This window comes from Brucella ciceri (genome assembly GCF_041930145.1).
In the GTDB taxonomy this organism is placed as follows: Bacteria; Pseudomonadota; Alphaproteobacteria; order Rhizobiales; family Rhizobiaceae; genus Brucella; species Brucella intermedia.
On record NZ_JBHEEV010000005.1, the window covers coordinates 95475 to 109847 of the forward strand.

The window sequence follows — 14373 nt, forward strand, 5'->3', positions numbered from 1 at the left end:
CAAGACAAAATCCCCATTTTTGAATTGTTCCACAATTATGTTATATAAGCTTTTATAAAAGAATACCGGAGAACGTGGAGGTGTCAATCCATCAAAGGTCATCGACCGGAAATCCTCCGTCGAAAACGATGGCGAACTCTTTCTGTGTGCTAATTTCGGATTTTGAGGTATCCGCGCCGAGGGCTGCATCGATGAGATGTGCACCCTGATCCAGGCAAAGACCAAGGTTGTCTCAATGCGAGATGCGCGACAATTGACGAACGAACCGTAACAGCAAACACTTACCATCGAGGAAGAAATGAACCGAGATATCGTCACCGTTGGCGCGCTACTCGTCGTCGGAGTGGCCTCTTGTATTGGCTGGTCGCAAAACATGGCCGGTAAAGCAAGGTTGGTTTCGCCACCCGATCAATCGCAGCAGCCGCGACGGGACGAAACAAAGATCATCACGATCGCGGACGGGACGCGTGGAGAAAAGAGATCCGTGGACACCGGCTCAGACGGACCATCACAGGGTGACCTGTTCGTCTTCGATCAACCTTTGATGGATTAGTACCGGCGCGATATAGGCACCAATAGCGGCTGCTGCGTGACGACCAAAAGCGGTGCTCACGGACAGTGCCAATGGACACTGAAATTCGAAGCCGGAAGCATCGTGGTAGCAGGACAAGAGGCTGAAAACGGAAAATCGGCGCTTGCCGTAATCGGAACCACTGGCAAATTCTCCGGCTTTCTGGGCGAGATGTCGTCAGAACCCAAGGGTGATGGAACGTTCCTCCAGGAACTTACCTTGTTTCGCCCATAGGAAACCAAAGGCACGAAGTTCCAGCTGCAGCATGTTTAGGATTTGCCATCTGGATTTGATGGGTCGTCACCAGACAAGCGCTGGAGCATTCGCATCATCCCTCTCCCCCCCCCCGCTCGCGTTATGCAGGCCTGACAGTGATCAATTTCACTCCTTACGAAGCCTACCTTATCATCTTTGGCTATTTCGGCTGGCCCTTGACAGGTTTGCTCGCAATCGTGTCGGCCGGGCTCGGCTATCGGGCTGTTCCTCCCGGCTGGCGAATCTTCTTTTTGATGATCGCGGCAATTTTCGTCTTTCCGATTGTCACCGTATGGACTCCTCCGGTTTGAGTAACCGCATGGGAGGAGGATCGGGAGCGCGGCAAGACCCAAAGTGGTTGGAGAACGGGAATTAGCGGCGTAACTTCGATGACTTGTGGAAATCTCAAAGGTTGCTCAATCGGAAACGCGGCGTTGCCTCGTGTTCCTTTGTTCAGCACCGGACAGTCCGCTGGAGTAAGCTTCGATATCATCTGCGACAACTCATCCTTGAAGGCACCCAAGGAACCTTTGGCGCGCCGGTAGTAAGCGCCAAGAGATTGCAGCGAAGCCACTACGCCGTTATCGCTTGGTGAAGTCGTTCTTCTATTTAGGCTCCAGTGTTGCTTTGGGGACCAGCAAGCTGATTTCGAGACCAGTCGAGGTCCAGTTCCGTTGAACCCTGGCGTTGAGAGCGCCCGAGAGCGCGGCCTCCAACCGGGTTCCAAACCCTTCAACATTGGGTTCTTCGGGGTGATCCTGTACGGTTTCCGACCAGAGCAATTCAAACGTATCTTCGGTTTCAAGGGCAGTTACAGAAAGGTTGCCCCCAGGCGCTGAAAGCGCCCCATGCTTGGCCGCATTGGTCGCGAACTCGTGGAGCAACAACGAAAGACTGCTCAGCTGCTTTCCGGAGACCGCGGGATTGGCGCCGGTAACGGTTATATTCTGGTGATCGTAAGGTTCGAGTATTGTCTGAAGAAGCGCGTGGAGAGAGATGGACGCCGCTCCAACTTCTTCCCAATCGGGCATTGTTAGTGCGTGGGCTCTTGCAAGTGAAGAAAGTCTGGACTGCAAATGCTGACGCAATTCCTCGGCGGTTTTCACTTCCCGCCCGCTCAAGGAAACAATCGCGTTTGCCAGTGCAAAAAGGTTTTTGATCCGATGATTCATTTCGCCCATCAGGAGGCGCTGTTGTTCCTGAGCCCGACGCCGCTCGGTGATATCCCTGGCTATTTTGGATGCGCCAATAATTTTGCCCCCTGCATTCCGGATCGGAGAGATGGTTAGAGAGATATCAAAAAGCGTCCCGTTTTTTTTCTTTCGTACGGTTTCGAAATGATCCACGCGGTTTCCCGCGCGAATCTGGGCCAAAATCGCCGGCTCCTCTTGCAGGCGATCATCCGGGATAAGGATGGTGATCGGCTTTCCCACAATTTCATCAGGTTCGTATCCGAATAGTCGCTGGGCTCCCCTGTTCCAGGTTTTAACGTTACCATTCAGGTCCTTGCTGATTATCGCGTCATCAGAACCGTCAATGATGGCTGCCAGCCAGTCACGTGGATCGAGTTCGGCATCATAGAAACTCGTTTGCCACGCATATGACCCGGAATAGGAATGCGAAGGTAACACCACCCCGCCCTGCTGATCCATATTTTCGTCATTCATCGGCGTCACCTGAAGTTTGAACGGAATGCTCTAATTTAATACAATAGAGCCACGAGAGTCACTTTTTAGCTAGGACCCAACCTGCTTCGCCCACCCTATAACTTGGTCTTATAACTCGCTCTGGCCGCGCTTGCTATCGCAGAAGGCTTCTCGGCTAAACTTCGCAGTATGGTTCCACCATTTTGAACACATCCAGTACGGTTCAGCCTGTTTCCCGATGCGATTGAGGCTCGTGGTTGTGAAGCTCAGTCCTTAAAACCATTGAAAATCTGGCCCTGGGGCTTTATGCGAAAGCAATCTTCCATATTTTTCCGTGGCAGAGACGTAATGAAATTTTGTTTGCCGGGCTTGGCAGGGAAATCTGTTGCGCCGGGCTGACACCCGCATCGGAGGAGAGCCAGAATGGATTTCACCCTGACACGCCGTCAGACATTGATGGGACTTGGTGCAGTGGGCATCAGCACGGCTTTCGGCTCCCCTGCCCGGGCCGCGACGCGCAATCTGGCGGTGCTCCATCTGGCGAGCCATGCGCCGAGCTATATTGCGCATGAGCGCGGTTATTTCAAAGACGCAGGTCTCGATATCGAGCTGAAATTCTTCGAGGCCGCCCAACCCATGGCGGTCGCCATCGCATCCGGCGACGCTGATTTCGGTGTGACCGCGATGAGCGGCGGGCTTATCAGTCTGGCCGACAAAGGCGCGATCAAGGTCATCGGCGGAGCGCTTGCGGAAGAAAAAGGGATCACCGGCAATGTTATTCTGGCCTCCAACAAGGCTTATGAAGGCGGGCTGAGGGAGCCATCCAAGCTGGCCGGACACAGTTTCGGCATCACCACGGCGGGTTCGTCATTCCATTTCATGGCGCACAAGTTCGCCAAGGCCAATAATATTCCGCTTTCAGAAATCCAGCTCCGACCGCTACAGAAACTCGGCGCCTTGGTAGGCGCCCTGTCAACCGGGCAGATCGATTCCTGGGCGATCCAGCCCAATATCGCGAAAAAGCTCATTCGCGAAGGCGCTGCCAAACAGATCGGCCTCGTTTCCGACTACGCTCCGGATTATCAGGTCACTACAGCATTCACGTCTACTAAGAATGCGAGCGACGAGCGCGCCATGACGGAAGCTTTCGTGAAAGCCTACTCCCGGGCAATCGACGATTATAATGCGGCTTTCGTCGACAACACGGCGGATGATGCGGCGCGCGACGACATCGCAAAAATCGTGCACAAATATGTCGAAAGCGACAGCCCGTTCGAGACGGCAAAACAAAACCTGATCGATGGGGCAATGCGCATCAACAAGGGGCTGGCCCTTTCGCTCAACAGCTGTATGGAGCAACTGGATTGGTTCCGCTCCGAGGGCATGGTCAAGGAAGACGTCACGCAGGAAAAACTTTTCGACACATCCTACGTCAAGACGATCTAAGTCTGGCTAAACTTAAATCTTCCGTGCCCGGCTGGCTTGCCGAGCACAAGCCGGAACAGGCATCCAAAGCTGGGATGTTGTCGTCGGCGAGCGTACTTTCCGACTGGAGTTGAAATGGATCTGCAGCTTAAGAACGTCAGCCATTTTTATGGTCCGGTCGAAGTTCTGAACGATATTTCGCTCGCCATCCCGCAAGGGCAGATAGTCTGCCTGATCGGACCGTCGGGCTGCGGAAAATCCACGCTCCTGCGATTTCTCGGCGGGCTTGAAAAACCTTCCTCGGGTGAGGTGCTGCAAATTGGGTCGCCGCCAAAGGATTCGCTCAATCCCCTCACTTATGTCTTCCAGCATTTTGCTCTGCTGCCGTGGCGCACCGTCGAAGGAAATATCAAGCTGGTGCTTGAGGATCACGGACTTGGTCGAGCTGAAATGGACAGGATTGTCACCAATGTTCTGGAGCGCACCCGGCTGTTGGATTTCCGGCAGGCATTGCCGAAGCAGCTTTCGGGCGGCATGCGCCAGCGCGTGGCGATCGCGCGTGCCTTGTCGGTGCGCCCTGCCGTCATGCTGATGGACGAACCCCTGTCGGCTCTCGACAGCCAGACGCGAGAACTGCTGATGGACGATCTGATTGCGCTGTGGACGCGTCAACCGTTCACATCGGTCTATGTCACGCACAATCTCAACGAAGCTGTTCGGCTTGGTCATCGGGTCGTGGTGTTGTCGCGAAGGCCCGGAAGGATCAGGGAAATTGTCGATATCGATATTCCCCTTTCCGAGCGTCATCTTGGCGACCCCGTTCTTGAAGAAAAGCAGAGAGAGCTCTGGGAGTTGATGCGGGCGGAGGCGCAGGCTGCAGATCAGGAGTTGATCAATGGTTGAGATCACAGAAATGAAGCAGCCCCGCCCGGATGTTCGCCCGGTCCCTTTCCGGGGGGGCGGTTTTGCGCCCCAGCCGGTGTCCCATATGGCCCTGATCCTGTTCGCGGCACTGCTGGCGCTCGCGGAAATCGGAACCCGTAGCGGCTTCATATCCAACCTGACATTGCCACGCCCATCCGCCGTGCTGGAAACCTTCGTCCAGCTCTGGCAGACCGGCCTCCTGTGGCAACACCTGCTGCCATCACTAAGGCGACTTGTCATCGGCGCCAGCCTCGGTATCGCAGTCGGCGTCGGTCTCGGCGTGATGATCGGCCTGTTCAGTTATGTTCGGGCAGGTCTGGTACCGCTCGTCGCAGCCCTTTTCCCGATTCCCAAGATCGCGCTCCTGCCGCTTTTCGTCATTTGGTTCGGCATCGACGAAATGTCGAAATACATGCTCATCGCTTTTGGCACCTTTACGCCAACGGTCGTCGCCACTTACGGCGCAGTCGACAATGTGGATCGGTCGCTCGTGCGCATGGGCCAGAGTTTCGGTCTCGGCTGGTGGTCCATCGTCCGCAAGATCATCCTGCCGGGCGCCTTTCCTGCAATCCTGTCCGGATTGCGGGTCTCGATCTCCATCGGCATCATTCTGCTGGTCGCAGCCGAAATGCTCGGCGCCCAGTTCGGCGTCGGTTCCTATATCCTTGAAGCAGGCTCGCTCTACGACCTTGAAAAGCTGTTTGCCGGGGTCACAATCCTGTCGGTGATGGGCCTGATTGTCAATTTCATCATCGGGCAGATCGAGAAACGTTTCCTGACCTGGCGCGGCTGATCGCAACAATATTTCGCCTGAGCTTCTTTTTGTCGATAGTTTGAAACGCACCATGCGCTTTTCGTTGCATGTTCTTGCCGGGACGTTATACGAAGAGACTCTATCGCAAATTTTTGCGCCTCACTTTTTGATGGACAAGATTATGCATCTTGTGCGTTCCCCCTTTCATGAGGCGCTACCCGAAGAGGAGCGGATATATGAGCCGTTATGGCAGAGCACATCGTCAGTTCACGGGATGTGACTAGCGATGAGCGCCGAACCAAGCCCTATTCAAGTGGAAGAGACACGCAAGACAGCAATTGCGCTCAAGGATGTGCAGATTTCGTTCAAACTGGCCGATGGTGGCCGTTTCGATGCTGTCGCCGAAAGCAATCTTGAAGTTGCCGAAAACGAATTCGTGGCGATTGTTGGCCCGACCGGTTGCGGAAAATCCACATTGCTCAATGCCGTTGCCGGGCTTCTAGTACCCGCCAGCGGCACTGTCGAGATCAGCGGCCAGCGGCTGCAAGGCCTCAATCGCAAGGCAGGTTATCTCTTCCAGCAGGACGCTCTCATGCCCTGGAAGACCGTGCTGGACAATGTTGCCATCGGGCTGGAAATCACAGGCACGCCAAAGGCACAGGCCCGCGAACAGGCTCGCGAGTGGCTGGCCCGCGTCGGTCTTGCAAGTTTTGGTGACCGCTATCCGCATATGCTGTCGGGGGGACAGCGCAAGCGCGTCGGCCTTGCGCAGGTGCTGATCCGCAATCCGAAATATCTGCTGATGGACGAGCCCTTCGGCCCTCTCGATGCGCAGACGCGTGTCATCATGGGCGACCTTCTGCTCGACCTGTGGTCGCAGGACAAGAAGGCGGTCATGTTCGTGACCCACGATCTGGAAGAGGCCATCGCGCTGGCGGATCGCGTCGTCATCATGTCTGCCGGGCCGCGTGCCCGCATCATGGCTGAGTATAAAATTCCCCTCGCCCGCCCGCGCGAGATTTCCGAAATACGCCTCGACGACAAGTTCCACGAAATTCATCGCGAAATATGGAGTGCGCTCAAGGAAGAGGTTCTCAAGGGCTATCAGCAGACGAGTGGGGAAAAGAAATGAAAAAGCCTATGCTGTTTCTGGCGCAGCTCAGCGTGGCGGTGGCCGTCATTCTGGTCTGGCACCTCTTCACCGCAACCCACTTGCTGGGCAATCCGGCCAAAGCGAAGTTTTTCTTTGCCACGCCGGGCGATGTGGCCGTTCGCATCTCCAAATGGTTTGCGGAAGGCACGATCTGGTATCATCTCGGCATCACACTGCTTGAAGCCATGCTGGCCTTTGCCATCGGCGCAATCGGCGGTGTGCTGATCGGCTTCTGGTTTGCCCGCAAGCCTTTGCTCGCCGCGATCTTCGACCCCTACGTGAAGGCCGCCAATTCGCTGCCGCGTGTCGTGCTGGCGCCGATCTTCGCGCTGTGGCTCGGTCTCGGCATCTGGTCCAAAGTCGCACTTGGCGTATCGCTGGTCTTCTTCATCGTCTTCTTCAACGTCTATCAGGGCGTGAAGGAAGTGAACCAGACTGTGCTCGCCAATGCCCGTATGCTCGGCATGAACGAGCGCCAGCTTTTGCGCAACGTCTATCTGCCATCCGCGCTGTCGTGGATGTTCTCAAGCCTGCATACGGCTGTCGGCTTTGCCGTCGTCGGCGCGGTCGTGGGGGAATATCTCGGTTCATCGGCGGGGCTTGGCTACCTGATCCATCAGGCCGAAGGCGTGTTCGACGTTACCGGCGTCTTTGCCGGCATGCTGGTGCTGACGGCCTTCGTGCTCGTCATCGACTGGGGCGTCTCTATCATCGAAGCCCGCCTGCTGGTCTGGCGCCCGAAAGCTGCCGGACACAATGGTTAAAAGGATTCAAGGAGGAAACCATGAGAACAACACGTAGAGATATCTTGCTGGGCGCCGCTGCCTTCGGGCTTGCGAGCATCGCCTCGCGCCTGCCCGCCTATGCGCAGGATGCATCCGCGGCACCTGAAAAACCGGAACTGATGTTCGGCGTCGGCGGCAAGCCGCTCTTCTATTACCTCCCCCTCACCATTGCCGAGCGCAAGGGATTCTTCGAGGAAGAAGGCATCAAGGCCACCATCAATGATTTCGGCGGTGGCGCAAAGTCCCTGCAGGCGCTGATCGGCGGTTCGGTCGATGTGGTCACTGGCGCATATGAGCACACCATTCGCATGCAGAACAAGGGACAGGACATCAAGGCCGTCTGCGAGCTTGGCCGTTTTCCGGGAATCTGCATCGGCGTGCGCAAGGACCTTGCCGGTGAGATCAAGACGATTGCCGATCTCAAGGGCCAAAATGTCGGCGTCACGGCGCCAGGTTCATCGACGTCGCTGTTGCTGCAATATGCGCTCATCAAGAACGGTCTCGCCGAAGACGCCGCTTCGATCATCGGTGTGGGCGGTGGCGCAAGTGCGGTCGCAGCCATCAAGAAGGGTGAAATTGCCGCTCTCGTCCATCTCGATCCGGTCATCACGCGACTAGAAGTGGATGGCGACATCACACTGCTTCTCGACACGCGCACCGAAGAGGGCACGCGTCAGCTTTTCGGCGGCACCAATCCCGCAGCGACCGTATATGCGCAACAGAGCTTCATCGATGCCAATCCGGTTACAACGCAGCGTGTCGTCAATGCATTCGTCAAATCGCTGAACTGGATCCATAAGGCTTCTGCCGATGAAGTGGCGGATGCCGTGCCGGAGGAATATCTGCTGGGTGACCGGGAACTGTACAAGACCGGCTTCGAAAAGTCCCGCGCCATGTATTCTGAAAAGGGTCTGATCGCGGAAGACGGCTTCAAGAGCCTGTTTGAAATGCTCAAGGCTCTCGACCCAGAGTTGGCGAATGCAGATATTTCGTTTGCGCAGACCTTCAATCCACGCTTCGTGGAAGCGGCAAAGGCATAATATCCGCTTTGGGGCAGGGTCGTTTCCCTGCCCCTTTTCAGGTCGCAGTCGGCTGATTGAAGTGGCCCGTGCGTAGGGCGGTCAATCCCCATCCAGAAAGAGCCATCGCCCAGGACACCCGCTCGACAGGTTGGAGCAGCAAGAAGAACGCGTAGGTCCCGACCGGACCAGCGCACTTGGTTCACGTTCTGACATGATAAACGGTCCGGCTTGTGGCCGGACCGCTTTGTGATCTGTCTTCGAAAGGCCTCTTCACATCGGTCTTGTGCCGCATGTCAAAGCTTGACGGCATTTTCCCGCGCCCACAACCGGAGCTTGCGGCAGGATGTAACAAATTCCGACGCTCCCTTTTCATTGTCCAGCGAGATTAGTCCCTCATCCATATCGGGTTCAATGCCCGCCTTTGCCAGTAGCGGCATCGCGCCTGCGGTAAACCCGATAAACTTGCAATGGGCAAAGGCGTCGGCAACGAAATCCCGCGCCGCGGCTTCTCTGGTCAATCGATCCGCTGCCTCCTCGGACAGTACAAGTGCGACAGCGTCGAACAAGACGGATGGACCGCCATCGATCATATGATCGGCCTCCATCCAGTCGCCGCTGGACGCCTCGAAACCTCCGACCGTAGGCGCGACCAGTTCCAACGTTGCGCCCTCCTGTTCAGTGGCCTGCCGGATTGCGTCCAGCACCTGGGCATTCGAGCCGTTGGCGGCAAGTACACCAATCTTCCGGCCCTTGAAGCTGCCGGGCCCGTTTGCAATGATGCTCAGCGCCGGAGACGGAGCAAGATCGTCGCGCACCGGCACCATCACATCTGCCGCCTGCGGCATCGTGCGGATGCCAAGCTTGCCGGCGACCGTTTCCGCAAGGGTGGCATCGATGTTGAGCAGGTGGGACACAATACGCTCGCGGATCCTGGGCGTTTCCACCTTCGACAGTTCGAAGGTCAGCGCCATCGCTATATGCTTCTGCTCCGTCTCGGTCTGGCTCAGGTAGAACTGGCGCGCCTGGCTGTAATGATCGGCAAAGCTTTCCGCCCGAAGGCGAACCTTCTGCCCATCTTCCTGCGCCGCAAATGATCGGAATCCGAGCTTTTGATCGGGCCTCGGTCCCTCCCCCCACGAATTTGGCTGATAGTTTGCCCGCCCCACAGGGTTGCGCATCGCCATATGTCCGTCCTGCTGAAAATGGTGAAATGGACACTTGGGTGCATTGATGGGGATGTGGGTGAAATTGGGACTACCCAGCCGTTTCAATTGCGTGTCGAGATAGGAGAAATTGCGCCCCTGAAGCAGCGGATCATTCGAGAAGTCGATGCCGGGGGGAACGTTCTGCGTCATGAACGCGACCTGTTCAGTCTCGGCGAAGAAATTGTCCGGCATGCGGTTGAGGACCAGCCGCCCAACCGGCATGGGCTTTATGATTTCTTCCGGGATCAGCTTGGTCGGGTCCAGCACATCGAAGTCGAAGCTGTCGGCAAAATCCTGATCAAAGAGTTGCACGCACAGTTCCCATTCCGGAAAGTCACCCGCCTGGATGGCATTCCAGAGATCGCGCCGATGGAAATCGGGGTCGGCGCCATTGATCTTGACCGCTTCGTTCCATACGATGGATTGGAGGCCAAGTTTCGGCTTCCAGATGAATTTGACAAAGGTCGACTGATCCCTGTCATTCACGAAGCGGAAAGTATGGACGCCAAATCCTTCCATGAAACGGAACGAGCGCGGTATGGCGCGGTCCGACATGATCCACATGATCATGTGCATGGATTCTGGTGTCAGGCTGATGAAGTCCCAAAAATTGTCATGTGCCGACTGGGCCTGCGGGAATGCCCGATCCGGCTCCTCCTTGACGGCGTGTACCATATCAGGGAATCGGATGGCGTCCTGAATGAAGAAGACTGGAATGTTATTGCCGACAATATCCCAGTTGCCTTCCTTGGTGTAAATCTTGACGGCGAAGCCCCGGACGTCCCGGGCGAGGTCGAACGAACCCTTCGATCCGGCGACCGTGGAGAAACGGACAAAGACCGGCGTCTTCTCGCCAACCCGTTGGAAAATGTCTGCGCGCGTATATTCGCTAAGTGATGCTGTCGTCTCGAAATAGCCATGCGCGCCATAGCCTCGGGCATGGACGACGCGCTCGGGAATACGTTCGTGGTCGAAGTGAAATATCTTTTCCCGAAAATGGAAATCCTCGATAAGCGTCGGACCGCGTGCACCGATCTTGAGCGTATTGAGGTCATCTGAAATCGGTCCGCCCTGGGCCGTGGTCATGACCGGTGTCTTGTCGTCGGCAACCTGATGAAGCTCACCACCCTGACCAGCCTCAAGCGTCTGGTCATGAATCTGGCGTGGCTTCCGTTTAGATGCGGCTTTGTCGCTGGCTGACATGGCTGGCTCCTCCTTTTACGTGATCTCTGTTCACATGAAAAAGGTGCCGAACAGCACCCTTCCATAATTACGCTGCCGTGGGACGCTGGTTGACTGAACCGCCCGCAAGCTTCATCAGATTGCAGTCGGTCCTGGGTTTTTCCTGAAGCGTCTGATCAAGCAGATTTTGTGCATGGTTCAAGCCGCGTTCTTTCGCCCATCGCTTCAAGGTGCCGGAGCGAGCGATCTCGTCGTTCCCGACTGCCTGCGCTGGCCTGCGCTCGTAGGAGATGTCCTTGTGCGCATCGCGGAACAGGTCTTCGCGGGGCTTTTCCTTTCCCATAGTTCGTTTCCTCATAGTGTCGGATAGACATTTGAAGCCTGGCTCGCCGTGAAATTCCCGCCAACTAGTGTTCGCGCAACGGTGCGCAAGGCAGGAAACTGGCATCTCCGTCCTTTGAGTAACGCGACGTGGTAATTTAAGTTCCTTGATAGGTCGCGCGCAGGGCTAAGCCTGAGCGAATCCCGCCAACTACCTCGGGTCCTCGAAGCCACCATAAGGTGCTCGCCACCACAGCACGAAACGGTGAGCGCCCCTTTTTACACAACGATACAAAATGGGGGGCTGGCGGACACATCCCGGATAATCGGTCGATGCATCTTCTCGTCATCAAGCGACGCAGAGCCCCGCAATGACGCAGGGCAGCAGATTTCGCTAGGTAGAACAAAGAAGGATATCGCCATGAACAAGATCGTTTTTGCAGCCGCCACCGCCATCATCGCCCTGAGCAGCAGCGCATCATTTGCTGAGAACCCTTATGTTGGCCAGCCAGAGGCGCTTGCCTTTCAGGATAAGGCGGCACGCGCTCCCGGCAACAGCCCGGTCTCGGTAAAGCTGGACTTCCGTGCGCCTGCCTCCATCGGCAAGGATGCCGCCGTTTATCATGACGGCTCCGCGCATCGTTTTGGTGATGCCTCTCCGTCCAGCTACGAATAAGCGCGCCAGACAACCTTTCACCGAATGCGGCTGGACATGACTTTCAGCCGCATCCGGTGGCGAACGCCATTTCTACAAGCTTCAGCTCCAAACAACACATAGGCCATTAAGGAAACAACAATGCGTAAGCTGATCATCGCAGCTTCAATTGCAGCCGCCACACTCGTTTCGGGAAATGCTATCGCCCAGGAGGACAAACCTACTGTCGTGCTGGTGCATGGTGCGTTTGCGGACTCGTCAAGCTGGAACGGAGTTGTCGCCCGCCTTGAAAAGGACGGCTACCCGGTTATCGCCATCGCCAATCCGCTGCGCAGCCTCTTGACAGATGCGGACTATGTCAAGCGCACCCTTGCCAGTCTCAAGACGTCTGTTGTTCTGGTTGGCCATTCCTATGGCGGCGCAGTTATCAGTCAGGCTGCTGCGCAATCCGACAATGTGAAGTCGCTTGTATTTGTCGCCGCTTTTGCCCCTGAAAAGGGTGAAAATCTGACAGGTCTCTCGGTTAAGTTCCCCGGCAGCACGCTTGGAGCAGCCCTGGCGGTGCCGGTCGAGATCGAAAATGGCGGCAAGGATCTCTACATTCAACAGGATAAATTCCATCAGCAGTTCGCTGCCGATGTTCCGGAAGAAGAGGCCCTGCTCATGGCAGCTGCGCAACGACCGCTCAGCGAGGCAGGCTTGACGGAACAGGCCACGGAAGCCGCCTGGAAATCCAGGCCATCCTGGTTCATCTATGGGGATGCGGACAAGAACATTCCCCCGCAAGCAATGGGCTGGATGGCCGAGAGAGCCGCATCCCGCAAGACGGTCGTTATCAATGGCGGATCGCATGTCGTGATGGTTTCCCATCCCGACATGGTGGTGGACCTGATCGAAGAAGCGGCCGCTGCAAGGTGATCTTCATATATTTGCCAGAGCGTGATTGGGGGGTCGTCAACAGCGTGAAACCGCAAGTGGATCGATCGGCTTCCGGGAACGTTCTACGTATCGGCAAGAAAAGGCGCGGAACATTCTCCGCGCCCTTTCTTTTCGTTCAAAGTCTCCGTCGTCACATTTTCCATCGGGGTCATCCCCGGAGGAGTGCCCCTGACGGATACTACGCGTGCGATTTCTATAACGGCTCGCTCACCGGAGACCTTTGAACGCTGCCCGGAGCTCCTCGGAAAAGAGTTGCGGCTGTTCCCAGGCCGCGAAATGGCCACCCTTTGCCGGGCGATTGTAATAGATCAGACTTGGAAAGGCCTGTTTTGCCCAGCTTTCCGGTGCCTGATAAAGCTCGTCCGGGAAGGCGCTGACGGCGACCGGGATCTTGATCCCCTTCGGTGCAAAGAAAGCGAACTTGTTTTCCCAATAGAGCCGTGCCGAAGACACAGCGGTGTTGGTCAGCCAGTAGAGCGTAATGTTGTCGAGCACATCATCGCGCGTCAGGCCTTCTTCCTGTCCGTCAAATACGCGTGCGATCAGCTGGTAGCTTTTTGCGTCGTGATCGAGCATCCACGAGGCGAGGCCAATTGGGGAATCCTCCACGCCATAGAGCGTCTGGGGACGGGCCGTCATTTCCTGCGCGTAGGCAAGGCCGTGTTTGTAGAAGAAATCCAGCTGCCCATAGGCGCGCTTTTCCTCCGCGGATAGTCCGGCGGGTGCCGGCCGGTTCGCATCCAGCGACTTCTGGATATCGTCCGGAACGGCACCGGGCATATTGGTGTGTATCCCCAGCAGGCCCTTCGGTGCCTGCACGGCCATTTGTTCGGTTACAGCGTCCCCCCAATCGCCGCCCTGAGCGACATAACTGGTGTAGCCGAGCCGTTTCATCAGTTCCGTCCAGGCGCGGGCGATGCGTGCCGGTTCCCATCCCAGTTCGGTAGGCTTGCCGGAGAAGCCGTAGCCCGGCAGTGACGGGATGACGATGTCGAAGGCGTCTGCATCGGTGCCGCCGTGCGCGGTGGGGTTCGTCAGTGGATCGATGATCTTGAGCTGCTCGACTATGGAACCCGGCCAGCCATGCGTGACGATGATCGGCAGAGCATTCCTGTGCCGGGAGCGTACATGGATGAAGTGAATATCCACGCCGTCGATATTGGTCACGAACTGGGGAAGGCTTTCGAGCCTCGCCTCGACGCGCCGCCAGTCGTAATCGGTCGACCAATATTGCGCGAGCTTGCGCATCGTTTCCAGCTGCCCGCCCTGCGTGTCGTCGCCAACAAGCTCCTGACTCGGCCATTTGGTGGCGGAGATGCGGCGACGCAGATCGGCCAGAGCCTCATCGGACGCGCGAAAATGAAATGGCCTGATGGAGGTGTCTGCCGGAAGCTGGGTTTCAGCTACCCTCACGGGCTTCGCAATATCGGCCTGCGCGCCGATCGGAAGCCCGGCTGCGATCAGAAATGCTGCCGAGGCGGCCAACTTCCAAGCGGCGGGTCGTTTCAATGTTGTCACGGATAAATCTCCTTGTTT

Annotated in this window: 14 protein-coding genes; 9 read left to right on the top strand and 5 right to left on the bottom strand. The window is 56.6% G+C overall.

Annotation, left to right across the window (positions count from 1 at the left end; all coding sequences use genetic code 11):
- The first annotated feature begins 298 nt into the window (after positions 1-298).
- On the top strand, positions 299-553 hold the full coding sequence (locus JNC63_RS11465; protein ID WP_006470717.1) for a hypothetical protein: 255 nt from the start codon (positions 299-301) through the stop codon (positions 551-553).
- Positions 554-1040: 487 nt separating this feature from the next.
- Here the strand turns inward: JNC63_RS11465 and JNC63_RS11470 are convergent, their stop codons facing one another.
- Together JNC63_RS11470 and JNC63_RS11475 are read right to left on the bottom strand one after the other, a co-directional pair.
- On the bottom strand, positions 1041-1400 hold the full coding sequence (locus JNC63_RS11470; RefSeq protein WP_164874701.1) for a hypothetical protein: 360 nt from the start codon (positions 1398-1400) through the stop codon (positions 1041-1043).
- 31 nt (positions 1401-1431) lie between these two features.
- Positions 1432-2493, bottom strand: coding sequence for a PAS domain S-box protein (locus JNC63_RS11475; RefSeq protein ID WP_100229464.1), 1062 nt, complete (start codon positions 2491-2493; stop codon positions 1432-1434).
- A gap of 402 nt (positions 2494-2895) precedes the next feature.
- Between JNC63_RS11475 and JNC63_RS11480 the strand changes: the two genes are divergently transcribed.
- From JNC63_RS11480 to JNC63_RS11505, 6 genes are all read left to right on the top strand, one after another.
- Positions 2896-3918 (top strand): ABC transporter substrate-binding protein, encoded by a 1023-nt coding sequence (locus JNC63_RS11480; protein ID WP_006469693.1) that lies wholly within the window; start codon positions 2896-2898, stop codon positions 3916-3918.
- Between the two features lie 114 nt (positions 3919-4032).
- Positions 4033-4800, top strand: coding sequence for an ABC transporter ATP-binding protein (locus tag JNC63_RS11485; RefSeq protein ID WP_006470719.1), 768 nt, complete (start codon positions 4033-4035; stop codon positions 4798-4800).
- Positions 4793-5614 carry an ABC transporter permease gene (locus JNC63_RS11490; protein WP_006469691.1) on the top strand — a complete coding sequence of 274 codons (822 nt, stop codon included), beginning with the start codon at positions 4793-4795 and terminating at the stop codon, positions 5612-5614. Before JNC63_RS11485 ends, JNC63_RS11490 begins: the two co-directional genes overlap by 8 nt.
- A 247-nt stretch (positions 5615-5861) precedes the next feature.
- A complete protein-coding gene (locus JNC63_RS11495) occupies positions 5862-6707 on the top strand; it encodes an ABC transporter ATP-binding protein (protein WP_006469689.1) in 846 nt (281 codons plus the stop codon).
- Positions 6704-7492, top strand: a complete 789-nt coding sequence (locus JNC63_RS11500; protein WP_006470720.1) for an ABC transporter permease — start codon at positions 6704-6706, stop codon at positions 7490-7492. Before JNC63_RS11495 ends, JNC63_RS11500 begins: the two co-directional genes overlap by 4 nt.
- A 20-nt stretch (positions 7493-7512) precedes the next feature.
- Positions 7513-8553: an ABC transporter substrate-binding protein gene (locus JNC63_RS11505; RefSeq protein WP_006469687.1), complete on the top strand. Its 1041-nt coding sequence runs from the start codon at positions 7513-7515 to the stop codon at positions 8551-8553.
- A 275-nt stretch (positions 8554-8828) separates the two neighbouring features.
- Here the strand turns inward: JNC63_RS11505 and katE are convergent, their stop codons facing one another.
- Both katE and JNC63_RS11515 read right to left on the bottom strand, forming a co-directional pair.
- A complete protein-coding gene (gene katE, locus JNC63_RS11510; protein ID WP_006469686.1) occupies positions 8829-10943 on the bottom strand; it encodes a catalase in 2115 nt (704 codons plus the stop codon).
- Between the two features lie 67 nt (positions 10944-11010).
- On the bottom strand, positions 11011-11265 hold the full coding sequence (locus JNC63_RS11515; RefSeq protein WP_006470721.1) for a DUF892 family protein: 255 nt from the start codon (positions 11263-11265) through the stop codon (positions 11011-11013).
- A 399-nt stretch (positions 11266-11664) separates the two neighbouring features.
- Between JNC63_RS11515 and JNC63_RS11520 the strand changes: the two genes are divergently transcribed.
- Together JNC63_RS11520 and JNC63_RS11525 are read left to right on the top strand one after the other, a co-directional pair.
- Entirely contained in the window at positions 11665-11919 is a 255-nt protein-coding gene (locus tag JNC63_RS11520; protein ID WP_006470722.1) for a hypothetical protein, read from the top strand.
- Positions 11920-12039: 120 nt separating this feature from the next.
- Positions 12040-12816 (top strand): alpha/beta fold hydrolase, encoded by a 777-nt coding sequence (locus JNC63_RS11525; RefSeq protein ID WP_006469683.1) that lies wholly within the window; start codon positions 12040-12042, stop codon positions 12814-12816.
- 228 nt (positions 12817-13044) lie between these two features.
- Here JNC63_RS11525 and JNC63_RS11530 read toward each other — a convergent pair whose 3' ends face one another.
- Entirely contained in the window at positions 13045-14262 is a 1218-nt protein-coding gene (locus JNC63_RS11530) for an epoxide hydrolase family protein (protein ID WP_235691715.1), read from the bottom strand.
- Positions 14263-14373 lie beyond the last annotated feature (111 nt).

Coding starts and splice junctions, on each gene's coding strand:
- JNC63_RS11465 (WP_006470717.1), top strand. CDS start 299: ATGAACCGAGATATCGTCACCGTTGGCGCGCTACTCGTCGTCGGAGTG.
- JNC63_RS11520 (WP_006470722.1), top strand. CDS start 11,665: ATGAACAAGATCGTTTTTGCAGCCGCCACCGCCATCATCGCCCTGAGC.
- JNC63_RS11500 (WP_006470720.1), top strand. CDS start 6,704: ATGAAAAAGCCTATGCTGTTTCTGGCGCAGCTCAGCGTGGCGGTGGCC.
- JNC63_RS11490 (WP_006469691.1), top strand. CDS start 4,793: ATGGTTGAGATCACAGAAATGAAGCAGCCCCGCCCGGATGTTCGCCCG.
- JNC63_RS11505 (WP_006469687.1), top strand. CDS start 7,513: ATGAGAACAACACGTAGAGATATCTTGCTGGGCGCCGCTGCCTTCGGG.
- JNC63_RS11485 (WP_006470719.1), top strand. CDS start 4,033: ATGGATCTGCAGCTTAAGAACGTCAGCCATTTTTATGGTCCGGTCGAA.
- JNC63_RS11525 (WP_006469683.1), top strand. CDS start 12,040: ATGCGTAAGCTGATCATCGCAGCTTCAATTGCAGCCGCCACACTCGTT.
- JNC63_RS11495 (WP_006469689.1), top strand. CDS start 5,862: ATGAGCGCCGAACCAAGCCCTATTCAAGTGGAAGAGACACGCAAGACA.
- JNC63_RS11475 (WP_100229464.1), bottom strand. CDS start 2,493: ATGAATGACGAAAATATGGATCAGCAGGGCGGGGTGGTGTTACCTTCG.
- JNC63_RS11515 (WP_006470721.1), bottom strand. CDS start 11,265: ATGGGAAAGGAAAAGCCCCGCGAAGACCTGTTCCGCGATGCGCACAAG.
- JNC63_RS11480 (WP_006469693.1), top strand. CDS start 2,896: ATGGATTTCACCCTGACACGCCGTCAGACATTGATGGGACTTGGTGCA.
- katE (WP_006469686.1), bottom strand. CDS start 10,943: ATGTCAGCCAGCGACAAAGCCGCATCTAAACGGAAGCCACGCCAGATT.